Source organism: Algoriphagus zhangzhouensis (assembly GCF_900148515.1).
Classification (GTDB): Bacteria; Bacteroidota; Bacteroidia; order Cytophagales; family Cyclobacteriaceae; genus Algoriphagus; species Algoriphagus zhangzhouensis.
Genome location: NZ_FRXN01000006.1, coordinates 244,077 through 267,238 on the forward strand (window position 1 = coordinate 244,077; position 23,162 = coordinate 267,238).

Consider the following 23,162-nt stretch of genomic DNA (forward strand, 5'->3'; position numbering starts at 1 on the left):
TTTGGTATCAGATACCCCTTTCAAAGTGAAATGTTTCACTCGGTTTCTTTGGCTTGGAAAGAAATATTCAATTGCTGCACTTTTGGATCCTTTTCTGGCGTAAGGGTAAAGAATATGTTTATTAGTCCATTTTGGGCTGTTATTTTATAGCTTCCTCGTAGCTGATTCAAAGGGTTAAGTTCACCTATGATTTCTATCGTGCCAGCCTTATCAATAAGCTCTTGTATAGCTGTAATTCGCTTCTCCCTTGATTTATCTAAATAGAAATTCTCAGCCAATATTTTTCCCTCCAATTCTGAGTCCCAATTCTGAATAAGCTGAGTGATTTGTTCCTGTCGTTCTAATAAAATATCGGAAGCAGGTAATTTCCTTGGCCTTAAATCTGCTGTTTCAAATAACAGTTTACTGATGTCTGAGAAAGGCCAAGGTGTGGTGTAAGTAAGGTTACAAAATGCCATAATCCCAACACCATATTCTGGGTAAAAAGTATAATTGCTTCCAAAGCCAGGTAATGCTCCTCCATGGGAAACTCTTTTCAGCCCATCGCAGTATTCCGTAATTCCAAGACCAAATCCATATCCCGATAGAGTAGGGCAAGGAGCTCCATTATAGTCTCTTGAATTGGCGCCGAGTCTTGGAAATTGAGGGGTTTGCATTTCCCTCAAAGAACTTCTTTTAATTGGACCATTGTCCTCACCATTTCTTGGAGGCCATGCGGATAAATGTAAGCTGACATATTTGCTAAAGTCTTCGATGGAAGTAATAAGGCCTCCCATTGAACCATAAGAGCCATCGTGCAGCATGGGTTCCAATTTCCACTGGTCATCTTCCCATCTGTAACCAATGGCCAGTTGCTCTTCCGGGATCCCTTCAAATTCCCAATAAGTGTTTTCCATACCTAATGGAAGAAGGATGTTTTTAGTAATGTATTCTTGGTAGGGAACGCCTGACACTTTCGAAACAATATTGCCTAAAAGCGCATAACCCGTATTGCTATATTCATATTCAAAGGAAGGTATATTAGAGAAAGAAATTCCTTCTTTAACTAAATCAATCAACATTTCATCGGGTTCATCCAGTTGGCGATCTCCCCAAGGATTATCTTCAGGGAATCCTGCTGTCATTGTCAACAGGTTTTCAATGTCTATGATTGGAGCATCTTGCGTTAAATAATCCAAGTTTGACATTTCAGGAATGTATTTACTCACTGGGTCATTAAGAGAGAGTTTTCCCTCATCCCTCAGTTTCATAATCGCCATAGCAGTAAAGCTTTTGGTCATAGATGCTATTCGGAAAGAAGAAGAGGTGGCCGCAGAGATTTCTTTTTCAAGATTTATGAGTCCATAGGTCGCCGTGGCAACCAATTCATTGTCTACAACTATTCCAAATGCAGCTCCTGGGATATTGTTGGCTTTTGCATGTTCTTCTAATAATACCTGAAATTGAGGAGCGATCTTCTTGATTTTTTCTTTCCGATCATCCGGGTTAAAAACAGGTTTTTTATAAGAATCAGAAAAAGTAGGATTGCTTTCAGCTTCTGAAATACTTTCTTGTTTTGGGCTGCAAGAGAAAAGAATACTAACAAAAAAAATAACAGGTATAATGTATTTCATGCTATGGATGTCTAAGTCTTAAACCTTTTTAAGTCAATAATTTAAATTTTATCACAGAAGGGAGCAGGGGTATTTCTAAGTATTATTTATTCTATGAAGTTCAAATTATAATTTACCTCAATTTCCACTTTTGAAAAATGAGAAGAGTGAAAATCAATTCGTTTTTCGGATTCCTTGGTAAAAACTATCCAGAAATAAAGAGTTGTGAGTTTCATCTTTATAGAATTCCGTAGTCAAAGTGATCCCTTCTTTTTTCTTCAATTCCTGAATGAACTCTTCAATTTTTGTTCTATGAAATTCAGGTTGAGATTGGTAAGTCACATGGATTTTGACATTCTCTTTTGCCTCACTTTTTTTTAATTTTTCGATGACTTCTCCATTGCTATACCAGATCGAAGGGTCATAGATTTGCATCACTTCAAAAGGATGTTCTAGCGATAAAATATATCCTCCAAAGTAGCCTCCATATGAATGCCCGACCAGAGTTTCGTGTCCGCTAGTCGAATAGTTTTTATTGACATCTGGAATCAGTTCTTTATTTAGGTAATTATAAAAAATCATTCCTTTGCCTGAGTTGGAGTCATTGTACCAAGTTGAATCCACTTTTTCTCCATCGTATTCGGTCCTTGATTGGCTGAATGTGAGATCTTGTCCTCTTTTCTTTTCCCAATCTATGTGAGGGATTCCAACTACAATGGACTTTGCAATCTTTCCATCAGCCCCCAAATAAAAAGTAAGTTCTTTGATCAGTTCAAATCTCCATTCGGCATCCAAGACGTAAATCACGGGGTAGCTTAATGAATCACTGTAATTTAATGGAAGGCTTACCCAGTAATCTCTCGTTTCATTGAGATGTTTGGATTCGATTTGATGCTTAAAGGACTGATCTATACAAACCAATTCCTGAGCAATCAAAATAGGGGAAATCAATAGAAAGATGATAAGGAGTAATGCTTTCATCAATTGAGGAAATTAAGTTTTGTGACTCGGTGCTATGGAAAAGCTTGAATCTACAAATCTTCAGGAGAATTCCTGTATTTGGAAAAGGATCGTGCTGCCATGTATTAATTCTCCATTAAGACAATTTTTGATGTAACCCAAAATGAAAAACTAAAATCCTGTCTGTTTACCTTTTTCAAAAACGCTGATATAGAAATGTTCGAAGGGTGTTCTTTGGATATAAATTACCTTTAATCAGAAATATGAAAAAGCTGTTTTTATTGCCTCTTTTGCTGACTTTAATGATTTTTTCTTGCAAAGATTCTGAGGATGATGAACCTCAAAAGGATTGGTTGGAACTGATAACAGGGCAGTGGATTCGGGAGAATTCAGCTTGTGAAAATGCAGGATATACAATCAATGCTGATGGCACTTGGAAGTATGGGGCATTTGATGGCTGCCCAAATAATTGTGGTGTTTTTCCCTTTGGAGGAACCTATTCTTTTGTGTCCGGAAAATTGTCTTTCACGGGTGGGCCCGGTGAATCTGATAATCTCAGAGGTAGGGTGGAATTGACTGAAAAAGTCCTTGAAATCTATGATGAAGATACGGGCGTTTTAATTTCAAGATACCTTCGGTTTGCTGGATGTCAGTCTTAAATCAAGTTTTGAAAATTAGATTCGCAGCAACTTCTTGAACCTCCTCAAATCCTTGATAGGCACAAATTACGGCTTCGAAAACTTTTAAGTCTCCAAGATGTTTTAGAGCCAAAGGATTTCCGAAATGGACCAAAATGCTTGGTTTGGAGCTCGCTGACTCTTTGATTTTTTCAAGCGTACCAATATCCATCCCAAATTGATTCAATGGCTTATGGCTAGGGACAAAAACAGCAATGATTTGTTTTTCAGATGAATCAGATTGCAAGCCTAGTTTTTGGGAGAATAAGCTTGGAGAGGAAGTGAAATATTCAAAATATCCTAGTTTACCAGATTGAATTAATCCTTTTAAGGTCTGAGAATCTATATCGCCTGAAATCACTGAAACGTAATTTTCAGCTAGTTCTTTTTGAAGCTTCGAATGCCCCTCCCAATCAAATGAAGGAACTTCTATTGGTTGAAAATCAAAGACTCCCAACTTCTTTTTTAGCGCCATGATCTTTTCGAAAACCAAGTCAACCTCTTCTTCAGAAGCTTTATTTGAAATGATTTCAATCCCTTCTTTCACATGATCCGAAAAGCACAATATGTCATTTCCAGCTTGAAATGCTTCCCATTCCAACATTCCTGGTTCTGGGAAGTGCTTGGCCACGGCTTTCATATTGAGAGCATCAGAAATAACCAAGCCTGTGAAGCCCATTTCTTCTTTCAGAAGCCCAGTAATTAGTTCTCGACTGATACTTGCCGGTACTTCCTTTCCTCCTGTCAAAGCAGGTACAGCCAAGTGACCCACCATAATCATTTCTACTCCATGATCGATCCCGAATTGAAAAGGGACTAATTCCTCAGCTTCTAATTGAGCTTTCGTCTTATTTAAAATCGGTAGGCCCAAATGAGAATCAACGGCTGTGTCACCATGACCGGGAAAGTGTTTCAGACAGGCTCCAATTCCTGCTTTTTTCATTCCCTGATATGCGGCCAAGGAAAGCTTTGCAACGTTTTCTGCATTATCTCCAAAAGAGCGATAGCCAATCACAGGATTGTCTGGATTTGTATTGACATCAGAGCATGGAGAAAGATTCAAATGGATACCTGAGTTTTTCATATCCAAACCCATGCGATAGCCAACTTCTTCGACCCATTTTTCAGCATCTTTTTTCAATGCTCCCAAAGAAATAGCGAAAGGGTATTGCGGAGTTTTTTCTATTCGCATTGCCAATCCATATTCTCCATCGATACTAATCAAAAGTGGAGTTTTGGATATCTTTTGATAGCGATTGATCAATCCGATCAGCTTTTCATATGTCCCTTCCGTATCCAATGATTCAGCTCTTTTTTCAAAATTAGCTGCAGCAGAATGGCGACTATGAAAAAAGGTTAACCCACCGATTTCTTCTTCCAAAATCAGTTTTTCGATTTCCTGATAATTTTCCTCTGTATCATGGATAAATGCTGCAGGTGAGAAGCATTGGGCGATTTTTTGGGTATTGTTCATCTGGGTAGAAGATTCTAATTGGTGCTTTTGGATGGTTACAATTTCGGTGTCTATCGGGTGATTTCCCCATTTTTGTTATTCAATATTCAGAAATTCTGTTTTTGAATTTTGAATTATGGACTCTGAATTCAGCTTTCTGATTTTTTACCAAATTCCTTTGGATACTTGGCCAAATAGGCCATTAAGAAACTTGGGATAGTGGCGATCACAACCCAAACGAAGAATCCTGGATATCCTAGCCATTCTTGGATATAGCCAGAAACCATTCCTGGAAACATCATTCCCATAGCCATAAATCCAGTGGCCAAGGCATAATGGGCAGTTTTGAAAAGGCCTTCTGCCAAATAAATCAGAAAGACCATATAAGCAGCAAAACCGAATCCATAACCTAACTGCTCAATGATTACCACAATGGCAGGATTGATGAAGCTTTCAGGTTGATTCCAAGAAAGGAAAACGTAGCCTAAATTCGGTGCATTAATAGCAATTGCCATTGGCATCATCCATTTTCCCAAACCGTCTCTCGAAATCACAACTCCACCCAAAATCCCTCCTATCAAAAGGGAAATAACTCCTAGAGTTCCGTACAGATAACCAACATCAGTGACGCTCAATCCTAAGCCTCCTTCTGCTCTTTCATCCAGAAAGAATGGCGAGGCCATTTTCACCAACTGAGATTCTCCCAGTCGATATAAAAGCACAAATGCGAGTGATAGACCAATATTCTTTTTGTTGAAGAAAGTAGCGAATACTTTTCCAAAACTGGGCTGCTCTTCTTTCGTGATTCTTTCCTCTTTGATGTTTGGAGTGGTGATCCAGTTGATTAGAGTTAAAACTAACATCAAGCCTGCAACAATAATCATAGTCCAAGACCAAGCCTTTGTTGGATCTCCCAGACTGGTTTCGAGATTGCCGGCAACAATGACGATGAGCCCTTGGCCAGTGATCATCCCAACTCTGTAAAAAGTACTTCTTAAGCCTACAAAGAAACTTTGTTGATCCGGTTTCAAGGCCAACAAATACATGCCGTCTGAAGCAATGTCATTGGTGGCAGAAGCAAATGCCCCCATCCAAAAGAAGGCTAAGGTAACCGTAAAAAACTGATTTAACCCCGTTGTCAAACCAACCCCCAAGAATACCGCAGCAAGAATTAATTGCATGCTGAGGTACCATTGTTTTTTATTTCCAAAAAGCTCCAAGATCGGACTCCATATTGGCTTGATCACCCAAGGGAGGTACAAGAAAGAGGTGTAAAGTCCTATGTCGGAATTTGATATCCCCAGGCTTTTGTACATAATCACCGAAACAGTGATGATGATGACGTATGGGATTGATTCTGTCAGATATAATGGAGGGACCCAAAGCCATGGGTTTTTGGATGTGTTTTGACTCATGGTTTTCTCAATAAATTCTGATAAATACTCGTTTCAGACCCTTCGATTTCTTTGGCTCCGACCACTTTTTCATAAAATTCAGCGGGGCCGACACCACCGATGATTGCATAAGCATAGCCTAATTCTCTCAAGGATTCCAAAGATTTGATCAATAGTACTTTGCCGATTCCTTTTCCTCTTTCGCCTTCTAAAGTGCCTGTTGGACCAAAAAAGTTTCTGGAAGTGGATTCGTAGCAAGCAAAGCCCAATAATTCATTTCCTCTTTGGGCGATCCAGCAGGATACAGGAAGTCTGGAAAAAGCGATTTCTACTTCTGACTGCCAATAATCTCCAAACTCCTTTTTTACCCATTCACTGACAAGGTGCTTTTCAGGAGCAATAGCTCGCCTAAAGGTGATTTTTTCTTTGACTCCCAGTTTTTTCTCCAAATCCCGGGTGTCAGGAAGACCGATCAAGCGAACCAACATGTCTTTCATGGCTGTGATTTTTTTGGTGTTTGAAATACTTGTGTTTGAACAATTCTACCGAAATGATCTATCCATCTTATTGCAAGATAATTGGTGTTGAGGCTACTAACTTCAAGTCCTCGAGCCCTTGTTCCTCCCACCCAAACGGTATGGATTTCAGCTGTGGAAAGATTATTTAATTGATCAGCTCCTTGAACCATGGCATATCTGATAGCTGGATCCAATGGCTTCTCCATTTGGATTTTTGTCCAATCGGAATTGGTTTCTACAGATAAAACCACAGGATTCTCTATTATGGAAGTGCTTTTGGGTTGAAAAAATGGAGGAAGAGTCGGCGTGTCATAAACTTGATCATTCACGATTTTTGCAACATCCTGATTTTTCAGAAATAGAGATTTGGCAGAGAAAAATGCATTACCCTCAATATTGGGGAGGGTTCGGGTATAGTTGATCTGTTGGGTGATTTCATTTGGATTCTCCCAAGCTTTGTCAGAGTCAGCCCGGACCTTATAAGGGCCATTCCCGATATAGACATTTGTGTTGTAGCTATTGTTTGACCACCAATCAGCAAGCTTTCTATAAGAAGCCAAGGGGTGATCCATGCTCCAATATAGCTGCGGAAGCATATAATCCACCCAGCCATTTTTCATCCAAAGAAGAACATCAGCATAGAGGTCATCATAATTGGTTTGTCCTGCTTGGGTTGGAGAACCTTTGGGATCTTTGTCTTGATTTCTCCAGACACCGAATGGGGAAATCCCAAACTGAACCCAAGGTTTGGTTGCCTTGATCGTATTGTTAAGGGCAAAGATCAAATCATTGACATTCTGTCTTCTCCAATCGTCGATTGATTGCCCTGATTTTTTGTATTTGTTGTAAGAAGCTTTGTCTGGGAAATTCAGCCTAGGCTCCTTGTAGGGGTAGAAATAATCATCAAAATGAATAGCGTCAATGTCATAGTTGGCTACAACTTCTTTGATGATAGCCAAAAGATGGTTCTTCACCTCCGGCAATCCCGGGTCGTAGTACCATTTGCTACCATACTTTAGCATCCAATCTCGATGTTGGTTGTAGTCATGATTTGGACTTAATTCCTCGGTTTTTAGATCCATTGTGGCACGGTAAGGATTGAGCCAAGCATGGAATTCCAAGCCACGGTCATGGGCTTCTTTGATCATCCAAGTCAGAGGATTTTCAGGAGATTGAGGACCTTGCCCTTGTTTTCCTGTCAAGTATTTAGACCAAGGGGAATAATTGCTAGGGTAAAATGCATCTCCTGCCGCCCGAACCTGCACAATTACAGCATTGAAATTGAGTCCTTTGTAATAGTCCAGCAGCTTGATAAAATCAGCTTTTTTCTTCTCCCAAGAATCAGTGCCAGAGATCGGCCAATCAATATTGGCTACTGTAGCAATCCAAACTCCTCGAAATTCCCTTGGCATTTCAGGCATAGAGTAGGAAAGAGGCTGTAAAGTAACCGGAGTAGAAGGTAAACCTTTGGAAGGGAAATCAGTGCTAGGAGTTTCTCCATTCGGCAACTCAATGTTTTTTGAATTATTGGAGCCCTGGCTTACTTTTTCTGAAGATTTACAGGCGTAAAAAATACTGCTGAGAAGCAGTATGTAAGTTAGAAATCGAAAATTCCGATTCATAGATTAATTATTGGGTACTGGTTTTAGGTTTAAGTCTTCTAGGTTGGATCGAAGCTTATTCATGAATTCGTCTCCTGGGTCTGATTTGACAGTTCTGTAATCAGGATCAGCTTCTTTCCAAAGATCGGTTTCTTGAAACTTCTGATATTCATGATGACCTATGACATAGTCTATGGCATATTTTCTTTTCAGATATCGGATCAATTCCTCATTTGCTTTCAATTGTTCTTTTGTCAGTGGCGAATCATCACTTCCAACGTTTTCGATTCCAATTGCACAATAATTCAAGCCAATTGTATGTCTTGCAAAGGTGGTGTCAGGAAGTAATCTGAAAATGGTGCCATCACGATCAATCAAAAATTGGCTGCTGACATTTAGGTTGCTCGCTCCGGTCAAATCTGCTCGTCCTCCCAAAGTAGGAGAATCAAAAACGTCAAAAGTCACTTCGATATTGTCGATAGCTGTCCAGTGAACTACTACTATTTTGGGATCTATGGTTGCAGTTTCTTTATCAAGCCCATGTCTTTCCTTGAGATATTTCAGAGAAAGCTGCTCTCTTTCGTCATTCCAAGTGATCGGTTTTTCAAGAATTCGGAATGTAGCCTTTTGACTGCAAGCTTGAAAAGCAATCAATAAAGTGAGAGAAAATAAGAGATAGGTAGCTCTAAAAGTGTTTTTCATTGTTATTAAGGCTTTCGGCTTTAGTCAGCTAAACTACCCAGAAAATCTCTGGAATGTGAAGGTTTTCAAGCAATATTTTGCAAGAATTATTTTAAGGGTCTTGAAAATTGCATGATTTTGCTGTTTTTGTTAGTTTCCCAAACCCAAACAATTCACCATGCTTAAGGAAGAAAGACAGAAATACATTTTGGATCAAGTTCATTTACATCATCGGGTTCTTTTGACTGACTTATCTGAATCTTTGAATGTTTCCATTGATACAGTTCGAAGAGACGTAAAAGAATTGGCAAAGGAGAAGAAGCTAAAGAAAGTCCATGGTGGTGCTACTTCCTTTGGCTTTATGAATTTCAGCAAGGATGATGGGAACGTTTATCTTCTTTCCAAGAAAATCCGAATTGCAGAAAAGACAGTATCCTTGCTTTCGGAGGGGCAGGTGATATTGATGAGTGGAGGGACGACAAATATGGAAGTAGCCAAGATGATTCCAAGGAGACTTCCTTTGACAGTTTTTACGCCAAGTCTTCACGTGGCCATGCAACTTCTGGAGTTGCCAGAAGTCGAGGTGATCTTTTTGGGAGGGAAGTTATTGCATGAAGCAAAATTTGCAATCGGAGGCACGGTAGTCAATGCCTTGAATCAATTGCGGGTTGATTTATGTATTCTGGGAACTGGCTATTTGGACGCTGATCATGGCTTGACTGAGTTTGATTGGGAGGTGATCCAAGTAAAGCAAGCCATGATGCGAGCTGCCAAAAAAACGATCATTCTTTCAGTTTCTGATAAACTCCACACAGTACAAAAGTATAAAACCTGCGATTTGACGGAGGTTCATACTTTGGTCACCGAGCTTCATCCTACTGACCCTGTTTTAGATCGTTTCAGAGAATTTGATTTGAGACTTGTTTAGGTAAATTGATAATCAACACCACTCACCTGAGTTAGCAAGGTAGCAGGAGCATCCAGCGCAACTGCTGATTTTGGTGGAATCGGATGGACTGGAGAATTAGCCGCCAAATAGTTGATCATGGATTCATGCATTGTAAAAGGTGTGTTTTGGGTGTTTTTTACTCCTTTTATTCTACAAAGAATATCATCTGCATCACCTTCTCTTTCACAGGCACTTATGGTATAGGTCTTCTCAAAATCAAGGGGCTGACCTTTTACCAAAACTTTTTGAACGCGATCACCTTCCTCACCGAAGGCCAAGAATTCAACTTCCATGCCTCTGAATTTGATTACCCATCCTCCAAAGCGCTTACTGGCATCTTCTGCAAATACATTGTTAAGCTCCTTCTCAAGCCAAGTTTTGATCTGAGATCCGGTGACTTGACCTGTTCTGATATAGGCATCAAATGGAAGCATGTCATAGATGTATCCATGAGTGATTGGGATGTTTCCTGTATGATCTGGGCTTGTATTTGGCGGGCAAAATCGAAAGCCATTGGATAAGACAATGTCGATTTCTGGCACTTGCCATGATATCGCATCCAACACCATGGTGTCGATAGGATTTTCGATTACAAAATATCTGTAAAGAGGTAAAGCGCTGTAACCCACCACATCAAAGATTTCCTTTTGGAAGGGTTTTTCATTCTTTTTAATCAGCTTGGCAACGTCTTTATCGGCAGGGAATTTTTCTGCTGAAACTTCGAGCAAAGAATAATTGTCCTCAACAACTTTTCCATTTTCGATTTTCAATTGAAGCTTCCCGACAAATGAACCAAAAGCGCCTGGCTCCACAATCTTGGCGTATTTCCCTTGAATTGGCTTTCTAACTCGCTCATGTGTATCACCTCCTAAAATGTAATCTACTCCTTCACATTCCGGAATATTTCCTAAATGGATTTGTTGGGAAAGTCCCAGATGAGCAATGATGGCTACAAAAGCGCATTTTTCTTGATTTCTAAGTACATCTACATAATGTGCTAGATTCTCCTCAGGCTTAGAATAGAGGATTCCTTTACTCAACATGGGTGGTTGGCGTTTTGGAACCAGATGGTCAGTATATCCTAGGAATCCAAATTTGACTCCATTGACAGTCCAGATGTAATAGGGAGGAAAAATCAATTCGCCTTTTTTGCCATTTCCTTTGTCATGGTACATGTTGGCGCAGATTTTCGGAGCATGTAGCGAGCCCAACAAATGCTGCATTGCTTGCTTATAATAGATAACCTCCCAATTGCCGGGAAGGTATAAGTCGTATCCAATTTCATTGAGGATAGGAACCATGGCCTCTCCGGTGGTTTTCACAGAGAGTTCTGATCCCTGAAACATGTCCCCCGTATCAATCAAAAAGCTATTTTCTTCTTTCTCACGTTCACTTTCCATCAATGATTTAAGATGAGCATAGCCTCCGGTTTTTCTAAATACTGATTGACCATTTTCCCAAAAAAGTTCATCATGAGGGTGGATTTGGCAATGCACATCCGTAGTTTGATAGATGCTGATTGTGAACGATTCTTTTTTCTTTTTCCGGGTTTTTGCTTCCGAACTGAATGGGTTCAATGTCATCAATCCTGTTCCGGTGCCAATCGCTCCTAATTGGGATAGAAATTTTCTTCTGTTTGATTTCATGGGTGATTTTGGGTTTGTAAGAATAGGTGCTGATTTACCTAATTCCTTAAAAATAAAATAAAAATCAAAAAAATATCCGTGACTTTTGTTACAAAAAAGCCTCGACATCACTCAGATGCCGAGGCTTTTAGCTTCATATAATTGAATTATTCTCCTGAGGCAGGAGTGAATTTTGTAACCTGATTGCTATGACTAGGCAAGGATTGAAGGTAAGCGAAAATAGCTTTCAAATCCTGCTCTTTCATACCTGCATACATGACCCATGGCATCAAAGTGTTGAATTCTCCCGGAGGAACTTTAGGGTTTACATAAGCAGAGTCTTCATATTGTTTGAATCGCTGAACGAACATGTCCTCAGTCCAGCTTCCGATTCCGGTTTCTTTGTCCGGAGAAATATTTGATGAAGTCACAAAAGATCCATCTGGGAAAGGAAAAGATCTACCACCGGCAAATGCTACATCTGGCATTACCATTCCTTGGGCATCTACTTGAGTATGACATTCAATACAGCCTGCCACATTTGTCATATATTTTCCATAAGCCAATTGATCACTTGGATTTGGTTTTTCTTCAGGACTTGCATCAGTTGGAATCGTTTTTATGATCACGCTTACTGGAAAGTCCGCTTCTGAGTCTGGAATGTCACTTTCAATAGATGGGATAGACCTAACATAGGCGATAATGTCATACACATCTTCTGGGTCCATTTTCCCATAATATCGGTATGGCATCAATGGAAACATTGCCCTTCCATCATTGGTTACTCCTGTGGTGATCAATCTGTAAAGCTCCCCATCTGTATAATCAGAGATGCCAAAAGGAGTGATGTTCTTAGCATAGAATACTCCGGGGAATCCCATTCCATGGTCAAATCTATCTCCTCCCTTACCTAATGTGCCTGGAGCTGGTGGTCCAGAGAATTCAGAGAAATCTCTTTGCGAATGGCAATCCATACACACAGCGACATGGTTGGCCAAATAAGCGCCTCTTTCTACTCTGTCGGGAGTGTATTCAATTGTGAGTTCTTCTGCAGGTGATACTTTCGGAAAAGTGAAATTTAAAAATGCTATTCCCGCGATTATAAAAACGAGAACAATACCAAGAATCCATCCAAGGATCTTAAACAGTTTTTTCATAAGGCGTAATGGTTTATATATCAGAAAAATACATACAAAACTGAATTATCAAAAAATAATCTACAAAAAAGTGTATGGGAAAATTAGAATAATTCTATTTTATCAAACTTAGTTTAACTATAGTTTTTCGATTGTTTTCTCATGCTTCAAATTATTGCGTATTCAATTATTTTTTTGAAAATATCTTTGGTCTAATTCTATTTCAGCATAATTTTCAACATCAAGTAAAATCAACCAGTTAGATTAAAGAATCCCTTATGAAAAAGTTTTACACTTTATTCCTCGGTCTTGGAATAGCGGGCTCAGTATTCGCTCAACAAGATCAGATTATTTCCGACCTGGAAGGGAAAGCAGGTTTTTATGGAGATATATCAAAACAAATTTGGTCCAACCCTGAATTGGGGTATTTAGAGACCGAAAGTTCGGCTTTATTGCAGAAAACATTAAAGGATGCCGGATTTACAGTAAAGTCAGGAGTTGCCGATATTCCTACAGCTTTTGTGGCTGAATATGGATCAGGAAAGCCTGTGGTAGGAATTATGGCAGAATTTGATGCCCTACCTGGAGTTTCTCAGGAAGCTGTTCCTTTCAGAAAGCCGGTCGTAGAAGGCGGAGCAGGACATGCTTGTGGCCACCATTTATTCGGTACAGCTTCAGTTGCTGCTGGGATTTCTGTAAAAGAGTGGATGGAGAAAAATAATATTCAAGGGACTGTACGTGTATATGGTACTCCAGCAGAAGAAGGTGGTGGAGGAAAAGTATATATGGCAAGAGCTGGTCTGATGGATGATGTGGATGCAATGCTGCATTGGCATCCAAGTTCAGCAAACAATGCCGGAGCAAACTCATCTTTAGCTAATATTTCTGCCAAATTCAGATTTTATGGAGAAGCTTCTCACGCAGCAGCAGCTCCAGATAGAGGGATTTCAGCCTTGGATGGGGTTGAAGCAATGGATTATATGGTGAATTTGTTAAGAGAACATGTGCCTCAAGAGACAAGAATGCACTATGTCATTACTCGAGGAGGAGAAGCGCCAAATGTGGTTCCTGCTTTTGCAGAATCGTATCACTATGTGAGACATCCTGATGCAGCTGTGACTAAAGCTATTTTCGATAAAGTAGTGAATGCTGCAGAAGGAGCTGCAAAAGGTACTCAAACCAAAATGGAGTATGAGATCATCAATGGAGTTTACAACCTTATGCCAAATGAGACTCTTGCCAGAATCATGCAAAAAAACCTTGAAGCTGTTGGTGGGATAAAGTATGATCCCGAAGAAAAGAAATTTGCAGAAGAAATTATTGCAACATTTCCTGCAGGAGTGAAAGCAAACCCTGAGGATTCAGAAAAAATAGCTCCCTTTGCAGTAACAGAAAAAGGTTTTGCGGGTTCAACAGATGTTGGTGATGTAAGTTGGTTGGTTCCGACCGCTGGACTTGGTACAGCGACTTGGGTTCCAGGAACTTCTGCTCATACTTGGCAGGCAGTAGCTGCAGGTGGTACAAGCATTGGACAAAAAGGAATGATGGTAGCTGCAAAGACTTTGGCTTTAACAGCTGCAGACATTTTCAAAAATCCGGAAGTGACTAAAGCTGCTAAGGAAGAATTGACGAGAAGACAAGGAGAGGGCTTTGTATACGAGGCCTTGGTAGGAGATAGATCCGCGCCGCTTGATTATAGAAAATAAACAAGAAAAATGACCCTAAAACCTCACATGCTAATCCCAATACTTTTATTGGGATTAGTTTTTTTTAGACCAAGCTATGCTCAAGAAGCAAAGCCCGCAAGAGACGCTAAAATTGGATTAGTGCTCAGTGGAGGTGGAGCAAAAGGGATGGCCCATGTTGGGATAATCAGAGCCATGGAAAAGGCCGGAATTCGTCCTGATTATGTGGTTGGGACCAGCATGGGGTCCGTTGTGGGGGGATTATATGCATTGGGTTACAATGCTGATGAATTAGAAAAAATCATCCGAGGAGTTGATTGGGATTTGACTATTTCCAATCGTGTGGATTTCAAGGATATTGCCTTTGAGGAAAAGGAGTATTACAACCGCTATTTGTTGGAAGTACCCTATGTCAATGGAAAGTTGTCTCTTCCATCAGGCTTGATTGAGGGTCAGGTACTTTCAGAGGTTCTTCATTATTATACTTGGCCCTCTAATCAATATGATTCATTTGATGATTTTCCGATTCCGTTCCGATGCGTTGCTACTGATATCATGACAGGTAGGCCGATCGTTTTTGAAGGAGGAAGTTTACATGATGCGATTCGATCCAGCATCGCAATTCCCACAGCATTTTCTGCTTTTGAATTGGAAAACACAGTGGTAGTGGATGGGGGAGTTGTAGATAATTTTCCTGTCGATGTGGTGCGAAGGATGGGGGCTGACTTTGTGATAGGAGTCAATGTCAGTAGCGAGGACTTCGAGGATATTGATCAACTGGGAGGTTTTGGAGGTATTTTGATGCAAATCGCAATGGCGGAGAGTATCAGAAGAACTGTAGTGAATAAAGAATTCACAGATATATATATCAAGCCAGATTTGGAAAACTATAGTACCGGTAGTTTTGGGGATTATGATGCAATCTTGAAATTGGGAGACAAAGCGGGAGAAATATTTTTAGATGAATTCAAAAGAGCGGCAGATAGTTTGGGAGTAAATATTTCCGCATTTCAAGAAAAGCCCACTTCCCAACCTATCAAAATCGACTCCATTGAAATAAGGGGCAATCATCTTTTTTCAGATGATTTGATCAAGTCGAAGCTTGAAATAGATCCTGGTCAAGAAGTCACTAGAGATGAAATAAGAGAATCAATCCGTCATGTGTATGGAATGAACGGTTTCAGAAAAGTCGATTATCGTTTATCTAGAACAAATGAGGAGACTTTTAATATGCTGGTTCGGACAAAAGAAAAAACCGCGACAACCATTTCCACTTCCATTCATTATGACAACCTTTTTTCGGCGGGGCTCTTGACAAATATGACCATTAGAAACTGGATTGGGAACTCTTCCAGGTCTGTGTTTTTATTGGATATTTCAGAAAACCCTAAGTTTCGATTTGATCATTATAAGTACTTGGGGAAGGATAAAAATTTCGCTTTTAATTTTAGAGCAAATTATTTGAGGCAGGAGTTTCCTAGCTATGAGGAAGGGAAAAAGTCGGACGTGAATATCATTAGAAATACACGTTTTGAAAGTCAGGTCATCACTACCAATTCTTTGAAACAATCATTTTTATTGGGCTTGGCTTATGACGTCGCCAGGTCAAGAGTATTATTCAATGTGGCCATTCCTGAAAACATCAAAAGCGGAGTAGAATCTTATTTTTCAGCTCGAGCGAGGTATTATAGAAATTCTCAAAATGACAGAAATTTTCCAACTAGAGGAGCAGAAGGAGTATTGGAAGCCAATTTTAGACTGAAGTCTTGGCTTGACATCAATGTAAAATCAGGAATCGACACCGTTTATTTTAAATTGGATAATGGGGAGCTTCCTGTGGCCGTAGAGTTTTTAGATGCATTGGTTGATGAATTAGTACCTAATCCACATGCTACCTTAACAGGTAGATATAGCAAGTTTCTTCCCTTCTCACCCAAATTCCAATTCAAGCCTTCAGGGGCATTTGGATTGACACTCACCAATGATGAAAGTGGGAAATCTTATCGTGAGTTTTTTGTAGGGGGCTATCAAATCATCCGGTTTATTGATACGAATTTTTGGGGCTTGAATTATGGAGAAGTCCAAACCCCAAACTTTGCGAAAGTTGGAGCTGACCTTCAATTTATTCCTATCAAAAAATTATACCTAAGGGCTGGGGCCAATTTCCTAGGTTTTTCAGACCATATTCCACTCAAAGAAGTGCTTAAAAACGGGGATTTTTTAAATCAGAAAACCTATTTGGGATTTGGAGCGGATATTTCCTATCATTCCCTTTTGGGACCGATAACTTTGGGGATGGGTACAAACACCTCAGATAAAAAATTGCGAACCTACGTTTCTATTGGCCTTTCATTCAATTACGCGGACCGCTAGTGGAAATGACAAAAATCATCTTGGGCTACGATTGCAAATCGCTTAAATTGTAGTTCAAAACAATCAACCCATGGACCGAAGGAAATCACTCAAAATTCTTGGAGGAGCAGGAGTAGGCATTGCTGGATTGGCTATTGCTGATTGGAAATGGCATTTTGTGGATCAAATGACCCATGAAGGATTTTTTTCCTGGAAAGAAGAAAAAATGATTTCGGCCATTGCCGATACGATTATTCCTGAAGGTCTTCCAGCCATTACCCCATCTCCAGATTCAAAACCAATTGGTGCTTTAAGTACGGGTACAGATAAGTTTCTCATCAAACTTTTTGAGCATTGTTATGAGGTAGAAGATCAAAATTTGATCAAATCCCAATTGAAAGAGCTGGGGAAAACCAATTTCCTAAATGCAGATCAAAAAGGTAGAGAAGAGATTCTAATGGCAATGGCCAATTCAGAGAATGAGGATGAGAAAAAGTTTTTTGACTTGATGAAATCCCAAACCATTTTCGGCTTTACGACTGTCAAAGAGGTAATGGTTGATTATTATGGGTATAAAGTAGCTCCTGGTAAGTATGAGGGCTGTATTACAATTGCTTAATCACAATTCAAGTATGAAGTTTCTAAAAATATTTTACGGCGTATTCGCACTGATCTTTGCTTTGTTTGCCTACTGGCAATTCAATGATCCAGATCCGGAATTATGGGTTCCCATTTATGGTGTGGCTATTATTTTCTGTCTTTTGGCAGTTCGAGGCATATTCCCCAAATTTCCTTTGACCTTAGTAGTCATTGCTTGTCTAGCGGGCTCATTGTTCTATTGGCCTGAGTCAGTTGGGGGATGGATCAGTCAAGAGATTGAGCAGGGCGATTTGACGATGAAAACTCATGAAATGGAAATAGGTCGTGAATCTTTCGGCTTGTTGATTATAGCTCTTAGCATGGTGCCAGCATTGATTAAATCCTGGCGAAACGTTGCTTAAGCTTAGAGGTTTTTGACTTCAGCTATTAATTTCTCCAAAGAGTCTTTTGCATCTCCAAAAAGCATTCGGTTTTTGTCGTGGAAGAACAATTCGTTTTCGATTCCGGCATAGCCTTTTCCCATGGATCTTTTTAGGACAATGATGTTTTTGGCATTCCAAACTTTGATGACGGGCATTCCATAGATTGGGCTGCCCGCATCTGTTTCTGCGGCAGGATTCACAACGTCATTTGCACCAATCACCAAAACCACATCGGTACTACCCATATCTTCATTGGCATCTTCCATTTCCAGCAATTTTGGATATGGGACATCAGCTTCCGCTAAAAGCACATTCATGTGTCCAGGCATTCGACCAGCCACTGGATGAATGGCATAATTCATATCAACGCCCTTCTCTTCAAGTATTTTCTCCAAATTATGAATAGTGTGCTGAGCTTGTGCCACTGCTAATCCATAACCCGGGACTACACTGACTTTGTTGGCATAGGCAAGTAAGATGGCTGCGTCTGTCACCGAGATTTCCTTGGCAGTTCCTTGCTCTCCTGACTTTGCTGAAGATGAACTACCGCCTCCAAAAGATCCAATGATCACATTGGTCAAAGAACGGTTCATCGCAGTACACATCAACACAGTCAAAATCGTACCTGCTGAACCCACCAAAATACCTCCGGTCAGCATCGCTTGATTTCCATAAAGAAAACCTCCAAATGCTGCGGCCATCCCTGTGAAACTGTTCAAAAGAGAAATCACCACGGGCATATCTGCTCCTCCAATTGGCATTACAAATAATACTCCGTAAAGCAGTGAAATCGCCAAAAGAACATACAATAAAGTCGGACTTAGATTTCCAGTAAAACTCATCCAGATAGCCAATCCAAAAAGAGCCAGAAGAAGTAAAATATTGATGATTTGGCCTCCTGGAAGTGCTTTGTCCTTGATTTTTCCTTCCAATTTCCCATAGGCAATCATGGAGCCTGAGAAAGAAACGGAACCTATGATCAATCCCAAAAGGATGACGATTAACATTCCCGTTTCAGGATTTGGATTATGTCTCAGATGATCAAACTCTACCAAAGAAATCACTCCGGCACATGCTCCACCCATTCCGTTGAAAAAGGAAACCATCTGAGGCATCGCGGTCATTTTTACCTTGAGAGCCATTCGGGTTCCTATGACTGTTCCTACGATTAATCCAGAAAGAATCAAGGTGTAATTCAGCCATTTGTCAGGAGTGAGTTCTTCTTTGAAAAAGATGGTAGCGAATATGGCTAAGCCCATTCCGTATCCAGCAATCAGATTTCCTCTTCGCGCCTTGTCTGGGCTGGAAAGCATTTTTAATCCCAAAATGAAAGTAATCGAAGCTACGATATAGCAAAGCTCGAGAATGCTGAGTCCTAAAAGTTCTGTCATAAGATTACTTCGATTTCTTTTTAAACATTTCCAGCATTCGGTTGGTCACCACAAATCCTCCAACCACGTTGAGTGTTCCTAAAACCACGGCTATAAGGCCCAAAATCAATGCGTAATAGTTTGTGGGATCAGCCTGAAGCATGATAATAATCGAACCGATAATCACCACTCCATGGATAGCATTTGCACCTGACATCAACGGCGTATGCAATACGGCTGGGACATTTGATATGACTTCAATTCCTAAAAAAACTGACACGATTATCAGGAAAATGAATTCTCGGTTATCGTAAAAAAGGCTTAATATTTCTTCCATTGTTATGCAGTTTCTGAAGGGTAAAGGATGGATTTTACTCGGGAACTTTGGATTTGACCTTGATGAGTCACGCAAGTGTTCAGCACGATATCATCGTCCCAGTTTAGGTTTAGATCTCCTTCCGGGCTAATAATTAATTTCAGGAAGTTGACCATGTTTTTGCCGTACATTTTACTAGCATCCATAGGCATGCTAGATGGTAGGTTGGAATCGCCTATGATGGTAACTCCCTCTTTTAAGCAGATTTTATTGTTTTCGGTCAACTGGCAATTTCCGCCAGAGCTGGCCGCTAAATCCACGATTACAGAGCCTGAGGCCATGTTTTTAACAGTGTCTTCCGTGATCAAGAGTGGAGCTTTTCTTCCCGGGATTTGAGCTGTACAAATGATAATATTGGATTTTTTTGCATGCTCCTGGATGAGGGCTTGTTGTTTTGCTTTGTATTCTTCTGTTTGCTCGACTGCATAACCGCCTGCTCCTTTGTCGTCCTGAGCGCCTTCGACTTTGACGAATTTGGCTCCCAAGCTTTTCACTTCTTCCTCTGCGGCGGCTCGGACATCAAAGGCTTCCACTACTGCGCCGAGCCTTCTAGCTGTTGCGATAGCCTGAAGCCCCGCAACACCAGCTCCCAAAACCAAAACCTTGGAAGGGATGATGCTTCCTGCGGCTGTCATAAACATTGGGAAAAATCTTGGTGAATGACTAGCTGCCAATAGAACTGCCTTGTAGCCGGCCACAGTTGCCATTGAAGAAAGAATATCCATGGCCTGAGCACGGGTTGTTCTTGGTACGTTATCCATTGAAAAGGTTGTGATGCCCTTTTTCAAAAAGGACTCCACCAATATTTTATTGGAAAGCGGTTGAAAAAGACAAATCAAAACTTGACTTTCTTTTAAAGAATCAATCTCAGAGTCTAGAGGTTGCTGAATCCCTAAAACCACATCAGCTTGGAGTGTTTCAGCTCTCCCGCAAATTTTAGCTCCCGCTGCCTCGTAATCTTCATCAGAAGCAAAAGCCTTTTCTCCAGCTTTGGACTCAACCCAAATACTGACTTTTAGACTAATAAGATTTTTAACACTTTCTGGAAGTAAAGCAACCCGGTTTTCTTCACCGGATTCTTTCAAAAGACCAATTGTCATGGATGGTGATTATTTCTAATTCCTTGAATTTAAGCCTTTTTAGTTCTTATGGAAATGATTCAAATATTTATTCAAGCTGGGACTAAAGAAAATTATTTTTTTAGGTAGTAAGGCAGATATTTTTGATCCAAATCGAAACTTGAATTCTCAAAATGTAGTTTATTACACATCACAATTCGTCCATCAGTGACAAAAGAGTAAAAGATGTCATTCAAACAATTCGGAGGTAAAATCACTCCTCAGCTTTTAGAGCAATACGAAAAGTCCCCCAACTGGAATAAAGGAAAATTTCAAAATCTGCAGGATACCACCATGGATATCAGTTTGAGAGATTATCCCAAATTGATCAGGCAACAGCTAAAAGGTAGATCCGAAAGAATCCCTAAATCACCTATTCCAATTTTGCCTTTTCAAAAAGAAAATTTCTTGGCTGAGTCAGATCAAATGAAATTCGTTTGGTATGGTCACTCGGTGATGCTTATGAGATTGGATGGGAAGACTATTTTAGTCGATCCGATGTTGGGGCCGGATAGTTCTCCGATTGGGCCGATTCGAACTGAGCGATTTTCCGAGGGCTCCTTGGATCTGATTGATGACTTTCCAGAAATTGACTTGGTGGTGATGACTCATGATCATTACGACCACTTGGATTTGAGTAGCATTTTGAAGCTGAAAGGCAAAGTCAAAAAGTTCTTTGTGGCATTGGGTGTAAAAAGACATTTGGTTCGCTGGGGAATAGACGAAAAGCTGATCACAGAATTGGATTGGTGGGGGAGCCAAGAGTTAGACGGAATCCAAGTAACTTTTACTCCGTCCAGACATTTTTCCGGTAGAGGCTTAAGAGATCGCGCTCAATCCCTTTGGGGTGGCTGGGTTTTCCAAGGTCAAAAGGAAACCATTTGGGTGAGTGGAGATGGGGGATATGGACCTCATTTCAAGGAGATCGGAGATAAATTTGGAGGATTTGATTTTGGCTTTATGGAATGTGGACAATACAATGAGTTATGGAGACAAATTCACATGTTTCCTGATGAAAGTGTAATGGCGGCAAGCGACGCAGGCGTGAAATTGGCCATGCCGATTCACTGGGCCGGATTTACCTTGGCACCGCATCATTGGACTGAGCCTGTGGAAGGATTTATAGAAAAAGCATCAGAGCTTGAGTTGGATTATATCATTCCTCAAATCGGAGAGTTGCAATCTTTGGCATCTCCAAGTAGTTCAGAGTGGTGGAAGAAGTATTGAAATTGAAAGAAGAATTTTAACTTGTTTAGATTTCTATTCAAATTCTTTCCATAAATGACACTCGAATATTTCCGTGATTATTGCCTGGCCAAACCGGGAGTGACTGAAGACACTCCTTTTGATGAGAAGACTTTATGCTTTCGTGTGGGAGGAAAGATCTTTTCGATCACCGACATGGAAGTGTTTGAGTATATCAACTTGAAAAGTGATTCGGAATACTCCGAAGAGCTGAGAGAGCGCTATCCGGGGATTACTCCAGGCTATCATATGAATAAAAAATTATGGAATTCGGTATCTGTTTTGGGAAATGTACCGGATCAACTGATATTGGATTTGGCAGATCAATCTTATGAGCTGATCTTTGCCTCCTTACCCAAAAAGCTTCAAGCAGAAATTCGCCCATGACTTTTTATTCCCTCAAAAAGCTCAGTAAATCTTACCAAAACAAATCAGCTCTCCATCAATTCTCTCTTGAATTAGAGGAAGGGGAGTTTATCTCTATTGTTGGGGAAAGCGGTTCCGGAAAGTCTACTTTGCTTCGGATTATGGCTGGGCTTGAAATCCAAGATGAGGGTGAGGTTTGGCTCAATGGAAATCAAATCCTCAATCCGAAAAAGAAGCTAGTTGCCGGATACGATGAAATCAAATTGATTCATCAGGACTATCAGTTGTACCCCAACAGTACGGTAGCAGAAAATATCGCAAGGCCCTTGCTTCACTACGAAAAAGAATATACCAAAAGTCGGGTGGAGACTTTGCTGAGACAGTTTGGGTTGCTGGATTTCAGAGACAGATTTCCTAGGCAACTTTCAGGAGGACAGCAACAGAAAGTGGCCATAGCCACGGCTTTGGCTATCGAACCAGAAGTTCTTTTATTGGATGAGCCCTTTTCATCTCTAGATACCATCCAGAAGCATCAATTGATTTCTGAGCTGGGAGACTTGCTTAAAGCAATGGATACCACGGTAGTTTTTGTAACACATGATTTGGATGATGCGCTTCGCTTGACCGATCAGGTTTTGATTTTGCAAAAAGGGAAAACCATCCAAAAAGGAAACTCTCAGGAGCTGTGTGAAGGCCCCAAAACACGCTATGTAGCGAGGCTTTTTTCTCCGATCAATCTGATCCCAGACCGGATTAATTCCTTTCTTAGACCCAATGATGTGAAAATCCGAACCAAAGGAGGATTGTTGGGGCATGTGATTGATTTCAGATATTTGGTGCATTACAATTCATTAAGAATCAAGCTGAAAAATGGCGGAGAGATCTGGGAGGTAGATGACCCCAGCCGAAAATATCAAATTGGAGATCGGGTTTATCTGCAATGGGATGAAGAGAAGGTGATGGTGTTGAAGGGGTAGGTAGACCATAGCTTTTAGACCAAAGTCGATAACATTTAGCCTAAAGCAGGTGGTAAAGTTTGAAT

Annotated in this window: 21 protein-coding genes; 9 read left to right on the forward strand and 12 right to left on the reverse strand. The window is 40.4% G+C overall.

What is annotated here, in order from left to right:
* Positions 1–35: 35 nt before the first annotated feature.
* Both BUF13_RS18900 and BUF13_RS18905 read right to left on the reverse strand, forming a co-directional pair.
* On the reverse strand, positions 36–1,613 hold the full coding sequence (locus BUF13_RS18900) for a serine hydrolase domain-containing protein (RefSeq protein ID WP_073573380.1): 1,578 nt from the start codon (positions 1,611–1,613) through the stop codon (positions 36–38).
* Positions 1,614–1,766: 153 nt separating this feature from the next.
* On the reverse strand, positions 1,767–2,573 hold the full coding sequence (locus BUF13_RS18905; RefSeq protein WP_073573381.1) for an alpha/beta hydrolase: 807 nt from the start codon (positions 2,571–2,573) through the stop codon (positions 1,767–1,769).
* Between the two features lie 242 nt (positions 2,574–2,815).
* Between BUF13_RS18905 and BUF13_RS18910 the strand changes: the two genes are divergently transcribed.
* Entirely contained in the window at positions 2,816–3,211 is a 396-nt protein-coding gene (locus BUF13_RS18910; RefSeq protein WP_073573382.1) for a hypothetical protein, read from the forward strand.
* A gap of 1 nt (position 3,212) precedes the next feature.
* Here the strand turns inward: BUF13_RS18910 and BUF13_RS18915 are convergent, their stop codons facing one another.
* The 5 genes from BUF13_RS18915 to BUF13_RS18935 form a co-directional block, all read right to left on the reverse strand.
* Entirely contained in the window at positions 3,213–4,703 is a 1,491-nt protein-coding gene (locus BUF13_RS18915; protein WP_073573383.1) for a glycoside hydrolase family 3 protein, read from the reverse strand.
* A gap of 128 nt (positions 4,704–4,831) precedes the next feature.
* Entirely contained in the window at positions 4,832–6,097 is a 1,266-nt protein-coding gene (locus BUF13_RS18920) for an MFS transporter (protein WP_073573384.1), read from the reverse strand.
* Entirely contained in the window at positions 6,094–6,573 is a 480-nt protein-coding gene (locus BUF13_RS18925) for a GNAT family N-acetyltransferase (protein ID WP_073573385.1), read from the reverse strand. The genes BUF13_RS18920 and BUF13_RS18925 overlap by 4 nt, the downstream gene beginning before the upstream one ends.
* Complete coding sequence (locus BUF13_RS18930) at positions 6,570–8,216, reverse strand: glycoside hydrolase family 10-like protein (protein WP_073573386.1); 1,647 nt, start codon at positions 8,214–8,216, stop codon at positions 6,570–6,572. The genes BUF13_RS18925 and BUF13_RS18930 overlap by 4 nt, the downstream gene beginning before the upstream one ends.
* A gap of 3 nt (positions 8,217–8,219) precedes the next feature.
* Complete coding sequence (locus tag BUF13_RS18935) at positions 8,220–8,897, reverse strand: N-acetylmuramoyl-L-alanine amidase (protein ID WP_073573387.1); 678 nt, start codon at positions 8,895–8,897, stop codon at positions 8,220–8,222.
* Positions 8,898–9,054: 157 nt separating this feature from the next.
* Between BUF13_RS18935 and BUF13_RS18940 the strand changes: the two genes are divergently transcribed.
* The gene (locus BUF13_RS18940) at positions 9,055–9,804 is read left to right on the forward strand and encodes a DeoR/GlpR family DNA-binding transcription regulator (protein WP_073573388.1); all 750 of its coding nucleotides are present in this window, start codon (positions 9,055–9,057) and stop codon (positions 9,802–9,804) included.
* Here the strand turns inward: BUF13_RS18940 and BUF13_RS18945 are convergent.
* The gene (locus tag BUF13_RS18945) at positions 9,801–11,471 is read right to left on the reverse strand and encodes a bifunctional metallophosphatase/5'-nucleotidase (protein WP_073573500.1); all 1,671 of its coding nucleotides are present in this window, start codon (positions 11,469–11,471) and stop codon (positions 9,801–9,803) included. The two genes, BUF13_RS18940 and BUF13_RS18945, sit on opposite strands and share 4 nt — an antisense overlap.
* 146 nt (positions 11,472–11,617) lie before the next feature.
* Positions 11,618–12,607 (reverse strand): c-type cytochrome, encoded by a 990-nt coding sequence (locus BUF13_RS18950; protein ID WP_073573389.1) that lies wholly within the window; start codon positions 12,605–12,607, stop codon positions 11,618–11,620.
* A 257-nt stretch (positions 12,608–12,864) separates the two neighbouring features.
* Between BUF13_RS18950 and BUF13_RS18955 the strand changes: the two genes are divergently transcribed.
* From BUF13_RS18955 to BUF13_RS18970, 4 genes are all read left to right on the forward strand, one after another.
* On the forward strand, positions 12,865–14,292 hold the full coding sequence (locus tag BUF13_RS18955) for an amidohydrolase (RefSeq protein WP_073573390.1): 1,428 nt from the start codon (positions 12,865–12,867) through the stop codon (positions 14,290–14,292).
* Between the two features lie 27 nt (positions 14,293–14,319).
* Positions 14,320–16,644, forward strand: a complete 2,325-nt coding sequence (locus BUF13_RS18960; protein WP_243839772.1) for a patatin-like phospholipase family protein — start codon at positions 14,320–14,322, stop codon at positions 16,642–16,644.
* A gap of 70 nt (positions 16,645–16,714) precedes the next feature.
* Positions 16,715–17,242, forward strand: a complete 528-nt coding sequence (locus tag BUF13_RS18965) for a gluconate 2-dehydrogenase subunit 3 family protein (RefSeq protein ID WP_073573392.1) — start codon at positions 16,715–16,717, stop codon at positions 17,240–17,242.
* Between the two features lie 13 nt (positions 17,243–17,255).
* Complete coding sequence (locus tag BUF13_RS18970; protein WP_073573393.1) at positions 17,256–17,624, forward strand: transmembrane 220 family protein; 369 nt, start codon at positions 17,256–17,258, stop codon at positions 17,622–17,624.
* Positions 17,625–17,626: 2 nt separating this feature from the next.
* Here BUF13_RS18970 and BUF13_RS18975 read toward each other — a convergent pair whose 3' ends face one another.
* From BUF13_RS18975 to BUF13_RS18985, 3 genes are read right to left on the reverse strand one after another with little or no spacing between them, the layout of a single operon-like run.
* Complete coding sequence (locus BUF13_RS18975; RefSeq protein WP_073573394.1) at positions 17,627–19,036, reverse strand: NAD(P)(+) transhydrogenase (Re/Si-specific) subunit beta; 1,410 nt, start codon at positions 19,034–19,036, stop codon at positions 17,627–17,629.
* A 4-nt stretch (positions 19,037–19,040) separates the two neighbouring features.
* Complete coding sequence (locus tag BUF13_RS18980) at positions 19,041–19,352, reverse strand: NAD(P) transhydrogenase subunit alpha part 2 (protein WP_073573395.1); 312 nt, start codon at positions 19,350–19,352, stop codon at positions 19,041–19,043.
* 2 nt (positions 19,353–19,354) lie between these two features.
* A complete protein-coding gene (locus tag BUF13_RS18985) occupies positions 19,355–20,491 on the reverse strand; it encodes a Re/Si-specific NAD(P)(+) transhydrogenase subunit alpha (protein WP_073573396.1) in 1,137 nt (378 codons plus the stop codon).
* 204 nt (positions 20,492–20,695) lie between these two features.
* Here BUF13_RS18985 and BUF13_RS18990 point away from each other — a divergent pair, with 204 nt between their 5' ends.
* The 3 genes from BUF13_RS18990 to BUF13_RS19000 are packed head-to-tail and all read left to right on the forward strand — an operon-like array spanning position 20,696 to position 23,097.
* Entirely contained in the window at positions 20,696–21,736 is a 1,041-nt protein-coding gene (locus BUF13_RS18990; protein WP_073573397.1) for an MBL fold metallo-hydrolase, read from the forward strand.
* A 54-nt stretch (positions 21,737–21,790) separates the two neighbouring features.
* On the forward strand, positions 21,791–22,141 hold the full coding sequence (locus BUF13_RS18995; RefSeq protein ID WP_073573398.1) for an MmcQ/YjbR family DNA-binding protein: 351 nt from the start codon (positions 21,791–21,793) through the stop codon (positions 22,139–22,141).
* A complete protein-coding gene (locus BUF13_RS19000) occupies positions 22,138–23,097 on the forward strand; it encodes an ABC transporter ATP-binding protein (protein WP_073573399.1) in 960 nt (319 codons plus the stop codon). The genes BUF13_RS18995 and BUF13_RS19000 overlap by 4 nt, the downstream gene beginning before the upstream one ends.
* Positions 23,098–23,162: the final 65 nt, after the last annotated feature.